Here is an 18,207-nt window from a genome sequence, read left to right as displayed (position 1 = left end):
ACCTCAGTTTCTGAACGGGAACTTGAAGCTGGCGAGCAGAGCCTTTGCTTCGTCGTCGGTCTTCGCAGTGGTCGTGATGCTGATGTTCAGCCCACGCAGTGCGTCGATCTTGTCGTAGTCGATTTCGGGGAAAATGATCTGCTCTTTCACACCGATGTTGTAGTTGCCGCGGCCATCGAAGGCACGACCCGACACACCGCGGAAGTCACGCACGCGGGGCAGGGCAACGGTCACGAAACGGTCGAGGAATTCATACATCGCTTGGCCGCGCAGCGTCACCATCGCGCCGATCGGGTAACCCTGGCGGATCTTGAAGCCTGCGATTGCCTTGCGTGCCTTCGTCACGACCGGCTTCTGACCAGCGATCTTCGTGAGGTCGCCAACGGCGTTCTCGATGATCTTCTTGTCAGCGATCGCTTCGCCAAGACCCATGTTCAACGTGATCTTGGTGATACGCGGCACTTCCATGACCGACTTGTAACCGAACTTCTCGATCAGGCCGGGCACAACCTTTTCTTTGTAAAACTCTTGAAAACGAGCCATTTTTTACTCCGCTGCGTCAGGCGCTCAGTACGGCACCGGTCGTCTTCAGGAAGCGAACCTTCTTGCCTTCCTCGACCTTGATGCCAACACGCGACGCCTTGCCATTCGCGTCGACCAGTGCGACGTTCGAAATATGCAGGGGCATCGTCTTCGCTTCCACGCCGCCCGTCGTACCCTTCATCGGGTTCGGCTTCACATGCTTCTTGACGAGGTTGATACCTTCAACCGTCACATGTTCAGCACCGACAGCCAGCACGACGCCGCGCTTGCCCTTGTCCTTGCCGGTGACGACGATCACTTCGTCACCCTTGCGAATCTTGTTCATCGCGACTCCTTACAGCACTTCCGGCGCCAGCGAAACGATCTTCATGAATCGTTCGCTACGCAGCTCACGCGTCACCGGCCCGAAGATACGGGTGCCGATCGGCTCGAGCTTGTTATTCAAAAGCACAGCGGCGTTGCCGTCGAACTTGATCAGCGAGCCGTCTTGACGGCGCACGCCCTTGGCGGTGCGGACCACCACGGCGTTGTAAATTTCGCCTTTCTTCACGCGCCCGCGCGGCGTTGCCTCTTTGACGCTCACCTTGATGATGTCGCCAATGCCGGCATAACGACGCTTCGAGCCGCCGAGCACCTTGATGCACAGGACTTCACGTGCACCCGTGTTGTCGGCTACTTCGAGCCGAGATTCGGTCTGGATCATGGTTTGTCTTTCCCAACTTAATCCGGATGCACCACCATGATGCATTCGGTCAGTCTTGGTCCCGTCAGCCAATCGGCTGCTTGGGTTGGAACAGCAGCGACGGCAAACGAAACCCGCCATCGCAATTCGGTGAATCTTTCGGACAGGCTGGCGCCAGTCCGCTTCCCCCACCAACTTCGCCCGCGACGGGGCTCCCATAAAGAGGGAAGACCAGGATTATAACAAATAATCCTGGTCACGCAAGCAAAAACTTTGCGATTTCAAGCACTTCGTGGAGGAGTGCCTGTTGCTGCCTACTGCACGGCCCCGCTTAGATCACGCGAGCCGCTTCGACGAGGCGCGACACCGTCCAGGCCTTCGTCTTCGAAACAGGACGAGTTTCCTGGATTTCGACGAGATCGCCTTCGTTGTAGGTGTTCGCTTCATCGTGCGCGTGGTACTTCTTCGAGCGCACGACATACTTGCCGTAGATCGGGTGCTTGACGCGGTGCTCGATCAGCACGGTGACGGTCTTGTCCATCTTGTTGCTGACGACCCGACCGACCAGCGTCCGCTTCAGCGAGGTTTTCACGCTATCGTTCATTTCTGGTTCGCCTTCTGAGTCATGACGGTCCGCACACGTGCGATGTCGCGACGAACCTTCTTCAGCTGGCTCGTGTTCGTGAGCTGCTGGGTCGCGAGTTGCATGCGCAGGCCGAATTGCGCCTTCAGCAGGTCCGCCAGCTCCTTGTTGAGCGCGGCCTGGTCTTTCTGGAGAAGTTCGGAAGCCTTCATGTTTTCTCCTTAGGCGCCGAGCTGGCGCACGATGAATGCCGTCTTGAGCGGCAGCTTGGCTGCAGCCAGACGGAACGCTTCGCGTGCCAGTTCTTCGGTTACGCCGTCCATTTCATAGAGCATCTTGCCCGGCTGAATCTCGGCGACGTAGTACTCCGGGTTACCCTTACCGTTACCCATACGCACTTCGGCCGGCTTCTGCGAAATCGGCTTGTCCGGGAAGATCCGGATCCAGATGCGGCCGCCACGCTTGATGTGACGCGTCATTGCACGACGCGCCGCTTCAATCTGGCGTGCGGTCAAACGACCGCGACCGATAGCCTTCAGGCCGAAGTCACCGAACGACACTGCGTTGCCGCGCGTCGCCTTGCCGGTGTTACGACCCTTCTGCTCTTTACGATACTTTCTGCGTTTCGGTTGCAGCATCGTTATTCTCCAGTCTTGCCGTCTTCGGGCTTGCCGGCGCCACGGCGCGGTGCGCCACGGCGAGCACCCGGAGCGCCGCCTTCGCCATCACGGCGCGGACGACGATCGCCCGGACGCGCATTGCGACGCGGACGCTTGTCTTCGGCTACTTCTTCCACCACCGGTGCGTCGTTGCGGCCGAGCGTATCGCCCTTGTAGACCCACACCTTGACGCCGATGATCCCGTAAGTCGTCTTCGCTTCCGAAGTCGCGTAGTCGATGTCGGCACGCAGCGTGTGAAGGGGCACGCGACCTTCGCGATACCACTCCGTACGAGCGATTTCGATACCGTTCAGACGGCCCGCGCTCATGATCTTGATGCCTTGAGCACCCAGACGCATCGCGTTCTGCATCGCACGCTTCATCGCGCGACGGAACATGATCCGGCGCTCGAGCTGTTGCGTGATCGAGTCAGCGATCAGCTGAGCATCGGTTTCCGGCTTGCGGATTTCTTCGATGTTGACGTGAACCGGAACGCCCATGCGGCGTTGCAGTTCCGTCTTCAGCTGCTCGATATCCTCGCCCTTCTTGCCGATGACCACGCCCGGACGCGAGCTGTAAATCGTGATGCGCGCGTTCTTCGCCGGACGCTCGATGACGACCCGACCGACCGAAGCGTTCTTCAGCTTCTTCTTCAGGTATTCACGAACACCGATGTCTTCCTGCAGCATCGCCGCGAAATTGTTGTTGTTCGCGTACCAACGCGAAGCCCAATTACGGCTGACAGCCAGGCGGAAGCCAGTCGGATGAATTTTCTGTCCCATCGTATGGCTCCTTAATTCCCGACCGTCACAGTGATGTGACAGGATTGCTTCTCGATGCGGTTACCGCGGCCCTTGGCGCGCGCGGTGAAACGCTTGAGCGATGCAGCCTTGTCGACGTAGATGCTCTTGATCTTGAGCTCGTCGATATCGGCGCCTTCGTTGTGCTCCGCATTCGCGATTGCCGACAGCACAACCTTCTTCACGATGCCAGCCGCTTTCTTCGGCGAGAACGTCAGAACGTTCAGCGCCTTGTCGACCGGCAAACCGCGGATCTGGTCAGCCACAAGGCGCGTTTTTTGCGCCGAGATGCGGGCACCGCGATGAATTGCTTTCACTTCCATCTTGATTGCCCCTTATTTCTTGGCCTTCTTGTCGGCTGCGTGACCCTTGAACGTACGGGTCAGTGCGAACTCGCCAAGCTTGTGGCCGACCATGTTTTCCGAGATGTACACCGGAACGTGTTGACGGCCGTTGTGAACAGCGATCGTCAGGCCGATGAAATCCGGCAGAATCGTCGAGCGACGCGACCAGGTCTTGATCGGCTTTTTGTCGCGCGAAGCTGCAGCCGCCTCAACTTTCTTCAGCAAATGGGCGTCGCAGAACGGACCTTTTTTAACAGAACGTGCCATTGCCTACTCCTTAACGCTTGTGACGGCGCTGGACGATCATCGTCGTCGTGCGCTTGTTGCTACGGGTGCGATAACCCTTAGCCGGAGTACCCCACGGGCTAACCGGATCGCGACCTGCAGCCGTCTTGCCCTCACCACCACCGTGCGGGTGATCAACCGGGTTCATCGCAACGCCACGCACCGTCGGGCGGATACCGCGCCAGCGGTTCGCGCCAGCCTTGCCGATCTGGCGCAGGCTATGCTCTTCGTTGCCGACTTCACCGATCGTTGCACGGCACTCGATGTGCACGCGACGGATTTCGCCCGAACGCAGACGAACCTGCGCGTAGACGCCTTCACGTGCGAGCAGCATGGCCGACGTACCAGCCGAACGCGCCATTTGCGCGCCCTTGCCCGGCAGCATCTCGATGCAGTGGATCGTCGTACCGACCGGAATGTTGCGGATCGGCAGCGTGTTGCCTGCACGGATCGGCGCTTCCGAACCCGACATCAGCTGTTGGCCGACCGTCAGGCCCTTCGGGGCGATGATGTAGCGACGCTCGCCGTCTGCGTAGAGCACCAGCGCGATGTTCGCGCTACGGTTCGGGTCGTACTCGAGACGCTCGACCTTTGCCGGGATGCCATCCTTCGTGCGACGGAAATCGACGATACGGTAGTGTTGCTTGTGACCACCACCCTTGTGACGCGTGGTGATACGACCGTTGTTGTTACGGCCGGCGGTCGAGCTCTGCGAGTCGAGCAGTGCCGCGAACGGCTTGCCCTGGTGCAGGTTCTTGTTGACCACCTTGACCATCGCGCGGCGACCCGGCGATGTCGGCTTAACTTTAACGATTGCCATGATTACTTGGCCTCCGCTTCAAAGTTGATTTCCTGGCCGGGCTTCAGGCAAACGTACGCCTTCTTCACGTCCTTGCGGCGGCCCATCGAACGGCCAAAGCGCTTCTGCTTGCCCTTCTGAACCAGCACGTTGACGGAATCAACTTCAACCTTGAACAGCAGCTCGACAGCCGCCTTCACTTCCTGCTTCGTGGCATCCGGTGCGACTTCGAACACGACTTGCTCGTTCTTGTCGGCAACCAGCGTCGCCTTTTCCGAGATCACCGGTGCGAGCAGGACCTGCATCAAACGATGATCGTTCTTGCGAATCTCGCTCATGACAGCAACTCCTCGATCTGGGCGACCGCAGCCTTCGTGACCAGCACTTTCTTGAAGTAGATCAGCGACAGCGGGTCAGCGTAGCGCGGCTCGACAATTGCCACGTGCGGCAGGTTGCGCGATGCCAGGTACAGGTTTTCGTCAACCGTGTCGGTGATGATCAGCACGGAGTCGAGACCCATGGTCTTGAATTTTTCGGCCAGCAGCTTGGTCTTCGGCGCTTCGAGGATGATGTCCTCGACAACCGACAGACGGCCTTCACGGGCCAGCTGCGAGAAGATCGAGCAGAGGCCTGCGCGATGCATCTTCTTGTTGACCTTGTGCGAGAAGTTTTCTTCCGGCGAATTCGGGAAGATACGACCACCGCCACGCCACAGCGGGCTGGACGACATACCGGCACGAGCACGGCCCGTACCCTTCTGGCGCCACGGCTTCTTGGTCGTGTGCTTGACTTGCTCACGGTCCTTCTGTGCGCGGTTACCTTGGCGAGCATTCGCCTGGTAAGCGACGACGACCTGGTGGATCAGCGCTTCGTTGTAGTCACGACCGAACACGACGTCCGATGCGTTGACCACTGCACCTTCCTGACCATTTTCGTTCAGGAGCTTGAGTTCCATTATTTCGCCCCCTTGGTCTTGACGGCCGGCGTCACGAAGACCTTGCCGCCCTTCGCGCCCGGAATCGCACCCTTCACGAGCAGCAGCTTGCGCTCTGCGTCGATACGAGCGATTTCGAGGTTCTGCACCGTCACCGTCACGTCACCCATGTGACCCGTCATGCGTTTACCCGGGAAAACACGACCCGGATCCTGCGCCATACCGATCGAGCCCGGCACGTTGTGCGAGCGCGAGTTACCGTGCGTGGCACGGCCGGAGGAGAAGTTGTAACGCTTGATCGTACCGGCGTAGCCCTTACCGATCGACACGCCTTGCACGTCGACCTTCTGGCCCACTTCGAAAAGATCTGCACCGACCACGGCGCCATTCGACAGCTCAGCTGCCTTGGCCGCGTCAATGCGGAATTCCTTGAGGATTTCACCGGCTTCGACACCGGCTTTGGCGAGATGACCTGCCAGCGGCTTCGTCACGCGCGATGCGCGGCGGGAGCCGAATGCAACCTGCACGGCCGTGTAGCCGTCGGTTTCAACAGTCTTGATCTGCGTCACGCGGTTGTCCGACACGTCCAGCACGGTGACGGGAATCGAATCCCCTTCCGCCGTGAAGATACGGGTCATGCCAACCTTGCGACCTACGAGTCCAAGGCTCATCATTTTCTCCATTCCCGACTGCGATTGGTCGGGGCTGATTTACAAAATGCCGGGCACGCAAGGCCCAACTTTTTTACGCGAATACGCGAAAAGCCAAGCAGTATAGCCCGACCTCGCGATTTCCGCAAGCAATACAAAGACTTAGCACCGACCGGCAAGCCGATTGGCGTCGAAAGCCTTACTGCAGCTTGATTTCCACGTCGACGCCAGCCGGCAGGTCGAGCTTCATCAGCGCGTCAACCGTCTTGTCGGTCGGATCGACGATGTCCATCAGGCGCTGGTGGGTGCGGATTTCGAGCTGATCGCGCGACGTCTTGTTGACGTGCGGCGAACGCAGGATGTCAAAACGCTGAATGCGCGTCGGCAGCGGCACCGGGCCACGGACGATTGCGCCAGTCCGCTTCGCGGTATCGACGATCTCGGCAGCCGATTGATCGATCAGACGATAGTCGAAAGCCTTCAGGCGAATGCGGATTTTCTGTTGCTGCATGACGATTCCTTGAAAAGAGCGAGGCGATCTTGCATCGCCGGACACCAAAAGAACGTGAAACATGACGCCTGCGGGGAGCGAGACATCAGGTTCCGAACGGTACTTCCACTGCTAAGCCCGCGATTCTACACGAAATTCTGGAGCGATGGTGCGAGTTTGTCGTTCCACGCGATGCACCAGAAAAACAAAACCGGGCGCCAGCGCAAGCTGGACACCCGGTTTCGACGGTACGACTTGCATACCGCGGAATCGCGGACCCCGTCGGGATCCGCGGATCGTCGATATTACTCGATGATCTTGGCGACGACGCCAGCGCCGACCGTACGGCCGCCTTCGCGGATTGCGAAGCGCAGACCTTCTTCCATCGCGATCGGAGCAATCAGCTTCACCGTGATCGACACGTTGTCGCCCGGCATCACCATTTCCTTGTCCTTCGGCAGCTCGATCGAGCCCGTCACGTCCGTCGTACGGAAGTAGAACTGCGGACGGTAGTTGTTGAAGAACGGCGTGTGACGGCCGCCTTCGTCCTTGCTCAGCACGTACACTTCAGCCGTGAAGTGCGTGTGCGGCGTGATCGAACCCGGCTTCGCCAGAACCTGGCCACGCTCCACGTCTTCACGCTTCGTGCCGCGCAGCAGGATACCAACGTTGTCGCCTGCCTGACCTTGGTCCAGCAGCTTGCGGAACATTTCAACGCCCGTGCAGGTCGTCTTCACCGTCGGCTTGATACCGACGATTTCGATTTCTTCGCCGACCTTCACGATGCCGCGCTCGACACGACCCGTCACAACCGTACCACGGCCCGAGATCGAGAACACGTCTTCCACCGGCATCAGGAACGCGCCGTCAACTGCACGCTCCGGCGTCGGGATGTACGTGTCCAGCGCGTCGGCCAGGCTCATGATCGCCACTTCGCCCAGCTCGCCCGTGTCGCCTTCCAGCGCCAGCTTCGCCGAACCCTTCACGATCGGCGTGTCGTCGCCCGGGAAGTCGTACTTCGACAGGAGTTCGCGAACTTCCATCTCGACCAGCTCGAGCAGTTCAGCGTCGTCCACCATGTCGCACTTGTTCAGGAACACGATGATGTACGGAACGCCAACCTGACGCGCCAGCAGGATGTGCTCACGCGTTTGCGGCATCGGGCCGTCTGCTGCCGAGCAAACCAGGATCGCGCCGTCCATCTGCGCTGCGCCCGTGATCATGTTCTTCACATAGTCAGCGTGGCCCGGGCAGTCGACGTGTGCGTAGTGGCGGTTAGCCGTTTCGTACTCGACGTGTGCCGTGTTGATCGTGATGCCGCGCGCCTTTTCTTCCGGTGCCGCGTCGATCTGGTCGTATGCCTTCGCTTCGCCGCCGAACTTCTTCGTCAGAACCGTCGTGATCGCTGCCGTCAGCGTCGTCTTGCCGTGGTCAACGTGACCAATCGTACCAACGTTCACGTGCGGCTTGGTCCGCTCGAATTTACCTTTTGCCATGATTCTCTTCTTTCAAAAATAATCGATTGTGATAGCGAATTACTTCGACTTCGCGCTGATGATCGCTTCTGCAACGTTCTTCGGAGCTTCAGCGTAGTGCTTGAACTCCATCGTGTACGTTGCGCGACCCTGCGTGAGCGACCGCAGCGACGTGGAATAGCCGAACATTTCCGACAGCGGCACTTCGGCGCGCACGATCTTGCCGCCGCCCACCATGTCGTCCATGCCCTGGATAATGCCGCGACGACCCGACAGGTCGCCCATCACGTTACCCATGAAGTCTTCCGGCGTTTCCACTTCCACGGCCATCATCGGCTCGAGCAGAACCGGATCCGCGCGGCGCATTGCTTCCTTGAACGCCATCGAACCAGCCATGCGGAACGCATTTTCGTTCGAGTCGACGTCGTGGTACGAACCGAACGTCAGCGTGACCTTCACGTCGACGACCGGGAAGCCTGCCAGCACGCCGCTCTTCAGCGTTTCCTGGATACCCTTGTCAACCGACGGAATGTATTCACGCGGAATCACGCCGCCCTTGATCGCGTCGATGAACTCGTAGCCCTTGCCCAGTTCGCTGCGCTCGAGCGTGATGACCGCATGGCCGTACTGACCGCGACCGCCCGACTGCTTGACGAACTTGCCTTCGACGTCCGCGGCCGACTTGCGGATGGTTTCGCGGTAAGCAACCTGCGGCTTGCCGACGGTCGCTTCCACGCCGAATTCACGCTTCATCCGGTCAACCAGAATTTCGAGGTGGAGCTCGCCCATACCCGAAATGATCGTTTGACCCGATTCTTCGTCGGTCTGCACGCGGAACGACGGATCTTCCTGAGCCAGACGGTTCAGCGCCAGGCCCATCTTTTCCTGGTCAGCCTTCGTCTTCGGCTCGACGGCCTGCGAAATCACCGGCTCCGGGAAGATCATGCGTTCGAGCACGATCGGATGTGCCGGATCGCACAGCGTGTCGCCCGTGGTCGCTTCCTTCAGGCCCACCGCTGCAGCGATGTCACCTGCGCGCACTTCCTTGATTTCTTCGCGCTGGTTCGCGTGCATCTGCAGAATACGGCCGAGACGTTCCTTCTTGCCCTTGGTCGCATTGAGCAGCGTGTCGCCCGAATTGACGACGCCCGAGTAGACGCGGAAGAAGATCAGCTGGCCGACGAACGGGTCGGTCATGATCTTGAACGCGAGCGACGAGAACTTCTCGTCGTCGGAAGCACGACGCTCCGTCTTCTCGCCGTTTTCGAGTTCGCCCGTAACCGGCGGAATGTCGACCGGCGACGGCAGGAAGTCGATCACGGCGTCGAGCATACGCTGCACGCCCTTGTTCTTGAACGCGGTACCGCACAGCATCGGCTGGATTTCGCACGCGATCGTACGGTCACGCAGACCCTTCACGATCTCGTCTTCCGACAGCGAACCTGCTTCCAGGTACTTGTTCATCAAGTCTTCGCTCGACTCGGCGGCAGCTTCGACCATCTTTTCACGCCACTCGTTGCACGTGTCGGCGAGTTCCGCCGGGATGTCGACGTAGTCGAACTTCGTGCCTTGCGACGCTTCGTCCCAAATGATCGCCTTCATCTTGATCAGATCGACGACGCCCTTGAAGCCTTCTTCCGCACCGATCGGCACCACGACCGGAACCGGGTTCGCCTTCAGGCGCAGACGGAGCTGGTCGTAGACCTTGAAGAAGTTCGCGCCGGTACGGTCCATCTTGTTGACGAACGCGAGACGGGGCACCTTGTACTTGTTAGCCTGGCGCCACACCGTTTCCGACTGCGGCTGCACGCCGCCCACTGCGCAGTACACCATGCACGCGCCGTCGAGCACGCGCATCGAACGCTCCACTTCGATCGTGAAGTCGACGTGGCCCGGGGTGTCGATGATGTTGATGCGGTGTTCCGGATAGTTGCCGCCCATGCCCTTCCAGAAGGCCGTGGTAGCAGCGGACGTGATCGTGATGCCACGCTCCTGTTCCTGCTCCATCCAGTCCATCGTGGCTGCGCCGTCGTGGACTTCACCGATCTTGTGGTTCACACCGGTGTAAAACAGAATGCGCTCGGTCGTCGTCGTTTTGCCGGCGTCGATGTGAGCGCTAATACCGATATTGCGGTAGCGCTCGATAGGAGTCTTGCGAGCCACTTTGATCCTCTACTGGGATGACGTGATGCAGCCCTGCTGCATCACGCTTCAACACAAACGGGCGAGGCGCCTGAAAAGCGCACCCGCCCGGAATTTATTTCCGCTAACAGCCCAGCCAGGCGCTTAGAAACGGAAATGCGAGAACGCGCGGTTGGCTTCTGCCATGCGGTGAACTTCGTCGCGCTTCTTCATCGCGCCGCCACGGCCTTCGGCCGCTTCGGAGAGTTCACCTGCCAGGCGCAGGGCCATCGACTTCTCGCTACGCTTCTTCGCAGCCTCACGCAGCCAGCGCATCGCCAATGCCATACGACGCGACGGGCGCACTTCGACCGGAACTTGATAGTTGGCACCACCAACGCGACGGCTCTTCACTTCGACCACCGGCTTCACGTTGTTGAGCGCAACCGTGAACACTTCCAGCGGGTCCTTGCCACCCTTGGTCTGGATTTGTTCGAATGCGCCATAAACGATGCGCTCTGCGACCGACTTCTTGCCGGACAGCATCAGCATGTTCATGAACTTGGCAACATCAACGTTACCGAACTTCGGATCCGGCAACACTTCCCGCTTGGGGACTTCGCGACGACGCGGCATGATTCTTCCTTTACTTGTTCAGTTGGAGCTGGTTCCAGCTCCGCGGCCACCAACAAACCCGATCACATCTTCACGACTAACCAGCTTGGCCGGGTGACCACTTACTCGACAGCACCGGCAATCCGGCACTCCCGCCTTGACCGCCCTGCGGCGATCCCTGATCAAAAACTGCTTACTTGGCAGCCTTTGCACGCTTCGCGCCGTACTTCGAGCGCGCTTGCTTACGGTCCTTGACGCCCTGGGTATCCAGCGAGCCGCGAACCATGTGGTAACGCACACCCGGCAAGTCCTTCACACGGCCGCCGCGGATCAGCACAACCGAGTGTTCCTGCAGGTTGTGGCCTTCACCGCCGATGTACGAAATCACTTCGAAGCCGTTCGTCAGACGAACCTTGGCGACCTTACGGAGTGCCGAGTTCGGCTTCTTCGGCGTCGTCGTGTACACACGGGTGCACACGCCGCGACGCTGGGGGCAGTCCTGCAGGGCCGGGCTCTTGCTCTTCGTCGTTTCCGACTGACGGCCTTTGCGAACCAGTTGGTTGATGGTTGGCATTGTTTATTCCTGAAATTGAACAAAATCTGCGCATCGATTTCGGGCAAAGCGAGAATCGGCGCACAGTTGACTTCCGAACCGGCGAATCGGGTGCGAGCTTTCGAACGCAACACGGCCCACCGAATACCGGAACCCAGCATCATATTCCGGAAATACCAACTAAGTCAACGGCTTGCGTGATTCGCCGGCCGGACACGTGGTTTACCGGAAGGGTCGGAACGCCTGTGTCAGGCCGACTCGACGACGTCGATGATCTCGTCGCCGAAGCGCTCCAGCTTGCGCACACCCATGCCGGGGATATGGCGGAGGTCGTCGATCGTCTCCGGCGCGTTGCGTGCGATCTCGGCGAGCGTCGCGTCGTGGAAGATCACGTAGGCCGGCACGCCGTCCGTCTTCGCCGTTTCCGCGCGCCATGCGCGCAGCGCATCCCACCGTGCGCGCTCACGCGTGCCCATGCCGGCCGTCGGATCGACGCGCGTACCGCTGCGGCTCGACGACTGGCGCGTGCGCTGCGGCTTCACGTAACGGCGCAGCGTGACCTTCTCCTCGTTCTTCAGCACCGGCTTCGCGGCCTCGGTCAGCACGAGCGCGCCGAAGCCGCCATGATCGACGGCCAGGTAGCCGTACGCGACGAGCTGCCGGAATATCGCGCGCCACTCGGGTTCCGACAGCGACGCGCCGATCCCGAACGTCGTCAGCTGGTCGTGCCCCCGCTGCAACACCTTCTCGGTGCGCCCGCCGCGCAGGATTTCGATCAGGTGGCTCGAGCCGAAATTGAAGCCGCTTGCCCGCTGCGCACGGAACACGCAAGACAGCGCCATCTGCGCCTCACGCGTCGCGTCCCACGAGGCGGGCGGCTCGAGGCACGTATCGCAGTTGCCGCACGGCTTGCTCTCCTCGCCGAAGTAGTTCAGCAGCCGCACGCGGCGGCACGAGATCGTCTCGCACAGCCCGAGCAGCGCGTCGAGCTTCGATGTCTGGACGCGCTTGTGTGCGTCGTCCGCATCGGACTCGTCGATCATCTTGCGCTGCTGGACGACGTCGCCGAGACCGTACGCCATCCACGCATTCGCGGGCATCCCGTCGCGGCCCGCTCGGCCCGTTTCCTGGTAGTAACCTTCGACGCTCTTCGGCAGATCCAGGTGCGCGACGAAGCGCACGTCCGGCTTGTCGATGCCCATGCCGAACGCGATCGTCGCGCACATCACGATGCCCTCCTCGCGCTGGAACATTTCCTGGTGCTTCTGCCGCACCTCAAACTCCATCCCCGCGTGATACGGCAGTGCACGCACACCCTGCGCCTTCAGCCATTCGGCCGTTTCCTCGACCTTGCGACGCGACAGGCAATAGACGACCCCCGCATCCGTCGTACCGTCCGCATTCGTGTGTTCGGCGCGGATGAAATCGAGCAGCTGCGATCGCGCGTTGTCCTTTTCGACGATCCGGTAGCGGATGTTCGGGCGGTCGAAGCTCGACACGAACACGCGCGCGTCGTCGAGCGCGAGACGGTGGATGATCTCGTCGCGCGTGATCGCGTCGGCCGTGGCGGTCAACGCGATGCGCGGCACCGACGGGAATCGCTCGTGCAGCACCGACAGCTGGATATATTCCGGGCGGAAATCGTGCCCCCATTGCGACACGCAGTGCGCTTCGTCGATCGCGAACAGACCGATCTTCGCGCGCTCGAGCAGGTCGAGGAAGCGCCCCGTCATCAGCCGTTCGGGCGCGACGTACAGCAGGTCGATTTCGCCTTCGCGCAGCGCACGCTCGGTCGCGGCGGCCTCGGCGCCCGACAGTGTCGAATTCAGGTAGGCCGCACGCACGCCCACTTCTCGCAGTGCGGCGACCTGGTCCTGCATCAGCGCGATCAGCGGCGACACGACGATTCCGGCACCCTGTCCGGCCTCGCGACGCAGCAGCGCGGGAATCTGGTAGCACAGCGACTTGCCGCCGCCGGTCGGCATCAGCACGAGACAATCGCCGCCGCCGGCGACGTGCTCGACGATTTCGCCCTGCTGGCCGCGAAAGGCGGGATAACCAAATACTTCGTCGAGGATTTCGAGGGCGCGGGACATGAAAGAGGACAGGGACGGCTAAACGATGACCGCGATTTTAACAACCCGCTCGCGCGACGCGTGGCGAATCGTGCGGTTTTGGCCGATCGGCCAGGGTTCGTTCGCGCGCATGACGGGCCTGCCACGGCCGCGCCGCAGGTGATTGCGATGCTTCGGCGGCGCTTGCAGTCAGGCCGGACATCGCCCGCAAGCAAGCTCGGCCGGCACGGCGCAGGCGCGTCATGCGCGCGAACGACAGATGAAAAAAAACCGCCCGGCAGAACCGGGCGGTTTCGGTGACAGCGTCGTGAGGCCAGGCGGCTCGCGCCGCCCGCGCTTACTCGGCTGCCGGGTGCTGTTGCGGCTCTTCCGCGGCAGGCGCGCTCGGCGTGCCGAAGTCGAATGCTTCTTCCGCTGCGATCTGGTCGAAACGCTCGCGATCCGACGATTCCTTCGCCTTGCGTGCCTTGTGGAACGCGAGACCCGTACCGGCCGGAATCAGACGGCCGACGATCACGTTTTCCTTCAGGCCACGCAGATCGTCGCGCTTGCCCATGATCGCCGCTTCGGTCAGCACGCGGGTCGTTTCCTGGAACGATGCCGCGGAGATGAACGAGTCGGTCGACAGCGATGCCTTCGTGATACCGAGCAGCACGTTGTCGTACGAAGCCGGACGCTTGTCCTCGGCGATCATGCGATCGTTCTCGTCCAGCATGTCGGAACGTTCGACCTGTTCGCCCGGGATGAAGCGCGTATCGCCGTTGTCGGTGATCTGCACACGACGCAGCATCTGGCGAACGATCACCTCGATGTGCTTGTCGTTGATCTTCACGCCCTGCAGACGATACACGTCCTGCACTTCGTCGACGATGTAGCGCGACAGCGCCTCGATACCCTGCAGACGCAGGATGTCGTGCGGATCGGCCGGACCGTCCACGATCATTTCGCCCTTGTTGACCACCTGGGCATCGTGAACCAGAACCTGCTTTTCCTTCGCGATCAGGAACTCGTGCTGGTTGCCCTCGAGATCCGTGATGACGAGACGCTGCTTGCCCTTCGTGTCCTTACCGAACGACGTCGTACCGGTGACTTCCGCGAGAATGCCGGCATCCTTCGGCGAACGCGCTTCGAACAGTTCCGCCACCCGCGGCAGACCGCCGGTAATGTCACGCGTCTTCTGCGCTTCCGTCGGGATACGTGCGAGCACTTCACCGACCTGCACCTGCTGGCCATCCTTCACGGTGATCAGTGCGCCGACCTGGAAGCCGATCTGCACTGCGTGCTCCGTGCCCGGAATCTTCACTTCTTCGCCGTTCGCGTCGAGCAGCTTCACCTGCGGACGCACGCTCTTCGAAGCCTGCGAACCGCGACGCTTCACGTCGATCACGACCAGCGTCGACAGGCCGGTCACGTCGTCGATCTGCTTCGCGACGGTCACGCCTTCCTCGACGTTCTCGAACTTCACCGTACCACCGTACTCGGTGATGATCGGACGCGTCAGCGGATCCCACGTGGCGAGCTGCGTGCCTGCCTTGATCGTCACGCCGTCGAGCTGCAGCAGCGTCGCGCCGTACGGCACTTTGTGACGCTCGCGCTCGCGACCGAAGTCGTCGGTGATCATCGCTTCGCCCGAACGGGAAATGACGATCTGCTCGCCCTTCGCGTTCGTGACGTAACGCATCGTCGCCGTGAAGCGCACGATACCGTTGCTCTTCGCTTCGACCGACGAAGCCACTGCCGCACGCGATGCCGCACCACCGATGTGGAACGTACGCATCGTCAGCTGCGTGCCCGGTTCACCGATCGACTGTGCCGCGATCACGCCGACTGCTTCGCCGACGTTCACGAGCGAGCCGCGGCCGAGGTCACGGCCGTAGCAGGCTGCGCACAGGCCGTAGCGCGTTTCGCAGGTCAGCGGCGTGCGCACGCGCACTTCGTCGATGCCGAGGCGTTCGATTTCCTCGACCGCCGTCTCATCGAGCAGCGTGCCCGATTCGTACACCGTTTCCTGCGTTTCCGGATTCACGACGTCCGCAACCGCAACGCGGCCGAGGATACGGTCGCGCAGCGCTTCGACGACTTCACCGCCTTCGACCAGTGCCTTCATCGCCACGCCGTTCGACGTGCCGCAATCGTCTTCGACCACGACCAGATCCTGCGTGACGTCGACGAGACGACGCGTCAGGTAACCCGAGTTCGCGGTCTTCAGTGCCGTATCAGCCAGACCCTTACGTGCACCGTGGGTCGAGATGAAGTACTGCAACACGTTCAGACCTTCGCGGAAGTTCGCGGTAATCGGCGTCTCGATAATCGAGCCGTCCGGCTTCGCCATCAGGCCCCGCATACCGGCCAGCTGACGAATCTGAACCGCCGAACCCCGGGCGCCCGAGTCGGCCATCATGTAGATCGAGTTGAACGACTCCTGGCGCGTCTCGTTGCCGTCGCGGTCCGTCACCGGCTCCGTCGACAGCTGCTCCATCATCGCCTTGCCGACCGCTTCCGACGTTGCCGACCAGATGTCGACCACGTTGTTGTAGCGTTCCTGCGCGGTGACGAGACCCGACATGTACTGGCGGTCGTATTCCTTCACCTTCTTCGCGGCGTCGCCGACGATCGTTTCCTTCTGCGGCGGCACGAGCATGTCGTCCACGCAGATCGAAATACCGGCGCGCGTCGCGAGACGGAAACCCGACTGCATCAGCTGGTCGGCAAACACCACCGTCGCGCGCAGACCGCACTTGCGGAACGCCGTGTTGATCAGGCGCGAGATTTCCTTCTTCTTCAGCGGCTTGTTCAGCACCGAGAACGGCAGGCCGTGCGGCAGGATCTCCGACAGGATCGCGCGGCCGACGGTCGTCGCGTACAGCGAGATCTTCGGCACGAACTGCGGCGCGCCTTCCGACGTGTCCTCGTTGCGGACCATTTCGGTGATCCGCACGTTGACGCGCGATGCGAGCTCGACTTCCTTGTTCTCGTACGCACGGATCGCTTCCGACACGCCCGTGAACGACAGGCCTTCGCCCTTGCCGTTGATCGCTTCGCGGGTCGCGTAGTACAGACCCAGCACGATATCCTGCGACGGCACGATCGACGGATCGCCGTTGGCCGGGAACAGCACGTTGTTCGACGCCAGCATCAGCGTACGCGCTTCCATCTGCGCTTCGAGCGACAGCGGCACGTGAACGGCCATCTGGTCACCGTCGAAGTCGGCGTTGAACGCCGCGCAGACGAGCGGGTGCAGCTGGATCGCCTTGCCTTCGATCAGCACGGGCTCGAACGCCTGGATACCGAGACGGTGCAGCGTCGGCGCACGGTTCAGCATCACCGGATGCTCGCGGATCACCTCTTCGAGGATGTCCCACACCACCGGCGTCTGGTTCTCGACTTCCTTCTTCGCAGCCTTGATGGTCGTCGCGACGCCCATCACTTCCAGCTTGTTGAAGATGAACGGCTTGAACAGCTCGAGCGCCATCAGCTTCGGCAGACCGCACTGGTGCAGCTTCAGCGTCGGGCCGACCACGATGACCGAACGGCCCGAGTAGTCGACGCGCTTGCCCAGCAGGTTCTGACGGAAACGACCGCCCTTGCCCTTGATCATGTCGGCGAGCGACTTCAGCGGACGCTTGTTCGCGCCCGTCATCGCCTTGCCGCGACGACCGTTGTCGAGCAGCGAGTCGACGGCTTCCTGCAGCATCCGCTTTTCGTTGCGGACGATGATTTCAGGCGCCTTCAGCTCGAGCAGGCGCTTCAACCGGTTGTTACGGTTGATCACGCGGCGGTACAGGTCGTTCAGGTCCGACGTCGCAAAACGGCCGCCGTCCAGCGGCACGAGCGGACGCAGTTCCGGCGGCAGCACCGGCAGCACTTCGAGGATCATCCACTCGGGCTTGATGCCCGAGCGCTGGAATGCCTCGAGGACCTTCAGGCGCTTCGCGTACTTCTTGATCTTCGCTTCCGAACCGGTGTTCTTCAGCTCGGTACGCAGCGTCTCGACCTGCTCGTCGATGTTGATCGCGCGCAGCAGTTCACGCACGCCTTCCGCGCCCATTTCGGCACGGAATTCGTCGCCGTATTCCTCGACCTTGTTGTAGTAATCCTCTTCGGTCATGATCTGCCGCGCCTTCAGCGGCGTCATGCCCGGTTCGATCACCACATAGGCTTCGAAGTACAGCACGCGTTCGATGTCGCGCAGCGTCATGTCGAGCACCATGCCCAGACGCGACGGCAGCGACTTCAGGAACCAGATGTGCGCGACCGGCGAGGCCAGCTCGATGTGGCCCATCCGTTCACGACGCACCTTCGCCAGCGTCACTTCGACGCCGCACTTCTCGCAGATCACGCCGCGGTGCTTCAGACGCTTGTACTTGCCGCACAGGCACTCGTAGTCCTTGATCGGCCCGAAGATCTTCGCGCAGAAGAGACCATCGCGTTCCGGCTTGAACGTACGGTAGTTGATGGTCTCCGGCTTCTTCACTTCGCCGAACGACCACGAACGGATCTTGTCAGGCGAAGCCAGACCGATCTTGATCGCGTCGAAAACTTCTTCCTGTTGGACTTGCTTGAATAGATCGAGCAGAGCTTTCATTGCTTTCTCTCCGT

The 18,207-nt window shown here is 61.0% G+C and carries 20 protein-coding genes; all 20 read right to left on the bottom strand.

The window, feature by feature from the left end; genetic code table 11:
• Positions 1-3: 3 nt before the first annotated feature.
• The 20 genes from rplE to rpoC all read right to left on the bottom strand — a co-directional run bounded on the left by rplE (position 4) and on the right by rpoC (position 18,193).
• The gene (gene rplE / locus ACPTTF_RS01495; protein WP_006477186.1) at positions 4-543 is read right to left on the bottom strand and encodes a 50S ribosomal protein L5; all 540 of its coding nucleotides are present in this window, start codon (positions 541-543) and stop codon (positions 4-6) included.
• A gap of 16 nt (positions 544-559) precedes the next feature.
• Positions 560-868, bottom strand: a complete 309-nt coding sequence (rplX, locus tag ACPTTF_RS01490; RefSeq protein ID WP_006477187.1) for a 50S ribosomal protein L24 — start codon at positions 866-868, stop codon at positions 560-562.
• 9 nt (positions 869-877) lie between these two features.
• Positions 878-1,246, bottom strand: coding sequence for a 50S ribosomal protein L14 (gene rplN / locus ACPTTF_RS01485; RefSeq protein ID WP_006482918.1), 369 nt, complete (start codon positions 1,244-1,246; stop codon positions 878-880).
• A 310-nt stretch (positions 1,247-1,556) separates the two neighbouring features.
• The gene (gene rpsQ / locus ACPTTF_RS01480) at positions 1,557-1,829 is read right to left on the bottom strand and encodes a 30S ribosomal protein S17 (protein WP_006477189.1); all 273 of its coding nucleotides are present in this window, start codon (positions 1,827-1,829) and stop codon (positions 1,557-1,559) included.
• Positions 1,826-2,020, bottom strand: coding sequence for a 50S ribosomal protein L29 (gene rpmC, locus ACPTTF_RS01475; protein WP_006400652.1), 195 nt, complete (start codon positions 2,018-2,020; stop codon positions 1,826-1,828). The genes rpsQ and rpmC overlap by 4 nt, the downstream gene beginning before the upstream one ends.
• A gap of 9 nt (positions 2,021-2,029) precedes the next feature.
• Complete coding sequence (gene rplP, locus ACPTTF_RS01470; RefSeq protein WP_006752927.1) at positions 2,030-2,446, bottom strand: 50S ribosomal protein L16; 417 nt, start codon at positions 2,444-2,446, stop codon at positions 2,030-2,032.
• 2 nt (positions 2,447-2,448) lie between these two features.
• Entirely contained in the window at positions 2,449-3,249 is an 801-nt protein-coding gene (gene rpsC, locus ACPTTF_RS01465; protein ID WP_006482899.1) for a 30S ribosomal protein S3, read from the bottom strand.
• A gap of 11 nt (positions 3,250-3,260) precedes the next feature.
• Positions 3,261-3,590: a 50S ribosomal protein L22 gene (gene rplV, locus ACPTTF_RS01460; protein WP_004199272.1), complete on the bottom strand. Its 330-nt coding sequence runs from the start codon at positions 3,588-3,590 to the stop codon at positions 3,261-3,263.
• Positions 3,591-3,602: 12 nt separating this feature from the next.
• Positions 3,603-3,878: a 30S ribosomal protein S19 gene (gene rpsS, locus ACPTTF_RS01455; protein ID WP_004199273.1), complete on the bottom strand. Its 276-nt coding sequence runs from the start codon at positions 3,876-3,878 to the stop codon at positions 3,603-3,605.
• 10 nt (positions 3,879-3,888) lie between these two features.
• Positions 3,889-4,716 carry a 50S ribosomal protein L2 gene (rplB, locus tag ACPTTF_RS01450; protein ID WP_006482900.1) on the bottom strand — a complete coding sequence of 276 codons (828 nt, stop codon included), beginning with the start codon at positions 4,714-4,716 and terminating at the stop codon, positions 3,889-3,891.
• Positions 4,717-4,718: 2 nt separating this feature from the next.
• Positions 4,719-5,033, bottom strand: a complete 315-nt coding sequence (gene rplW / locus ACPTTF_RS01445; RefSeq protein ID WP_004199275.1) for a 50S ribosomal protein L23 — start codon at positions 5,031-5,033, stop codon at positions 4,719-4,721.
• Positions 5,030-5,650, bottom strand: coding sequence for a 50S ribosomal protein L4 (rplD, locus tag ACPTTF_RS01440; protein WP_011350675.1), 621 nt, complete (start codon positions 5,648-5,650; stop codon positions 5,030-5,032). Before rplD ends, rplW begins: the two co-directional genes overlap by 4 nt.
• On the bottom strand, positions 5,650-6,300 hold the full coding sequence (rplC, locus tag ACPTTF_RS01435) for a 50S ribosomal protein L3 (protein WP_006482922.1): 651 nt from the start codon (positions 6,298-6,300) through the stop codon (positions 5,650-5,652). Before rplC ends, rplD begins: the two co-directional genes overlap by 1 nt.
• Positions 6,301-6,478: 178 nt before the next feature.
• Positions 6,479-6,790, bottom strand: coding sequence for a 30S ribosomal protein S10 (gene rpsJ / locus ACPTTF_RS01430; RefSeq protein ID WP_004199280.1), 312 nt, complete (start codon positions 6,788-6,790; stop codon positions 6,479-6,481).
• Positions 6,791-7,074: 284 nt separating this feature from the next.
• Positions 7,075-8,265 (bottom strand): elongation factor Tu, encoded by a 1,191-nt coding sequence (gene tuf / locus ACPTTF_RS01425; protein ID WP_011350666.1) that lies wholly within the window; start codon positions 8,263-8,265, stop codon positions 7,075-7,077.
• Positions 8,266-8,304: 39 nt separating this feature from the next.
• On the bottom strand, positions 8,305-10,407 hold the full coding sequence (gene fusA, locus ACPTTF_RS01420) for an elongation factor G (protein ID WP_166966039.1): 2,103 nt from the start codon (positions 10,405-10,407) through the stop codon (positions 8,305-8,307).
• Between the two features lie 123 nt (positions 10,408-10,530).
• Positions 10,531-11,001, bottom strand: coding sequence for a 30S ribosomal protein S7 (gene rpsG, locus ACPTTF_RS01415; RefSeq protein ID WP_006477195.1), 471 nt, complete (start codon positions 10,999-11,001; stop codon positions 10,531-10,533).
• A 172-nt stretch (positions 11,002-11,173) separates the two neighbouring features.
• Positions 11,174-11,554, bottom strand: coding sequence for a 30S ribosomal protein S12 (gene rpsL, locus ACPTTF_RS01410; RefSeq protein WP_006400662.1), 381 nt, complete (start codon positions 11,552-11,554; stop codon positions 11,174-11,176).
• 227 nt (positions 11,555-11,781) lie between these two features.
• On the bottom strand, positions 11,782-13,629 hold the full coding sequence (gene recQ, locus ACPTTF_RS01405; protein ID WP_166966035.1) for a DNA helicase RecQ: 1,848 nt from the start codon (positions 13,627-13,629) through the stop codon (positions 11,782-11,784).
• 316 nt (positions 13,630-13,945) lie between these two features.
• Positions 13,946-18,193, bottom strand: coding sequence for a DNA-directed RNA polymerase subunit beta' (gene rpoC / locus ACPTTF_RS01400; RefSeq protein ID WP_166966033.1), 4,248 nt, complete (start codon positions 18,191-18,193; stop codon positions 13,946-13,948).
• Between the last annotated feature and the right edge of the window lie 14 nt (positions 18,194-18,207).

The organism is Burkholderia crassaminum (genome assembly GCF_964265005.1).
Lineage (GTDB): Bacteria > Pseudomonadota > Gammaproteobacteria > Burkholderiales > Burkholderiaceae > Burkholderia.
This window is presented reverse-complemented; position numbering and strand designations above follow the sequence as displayed.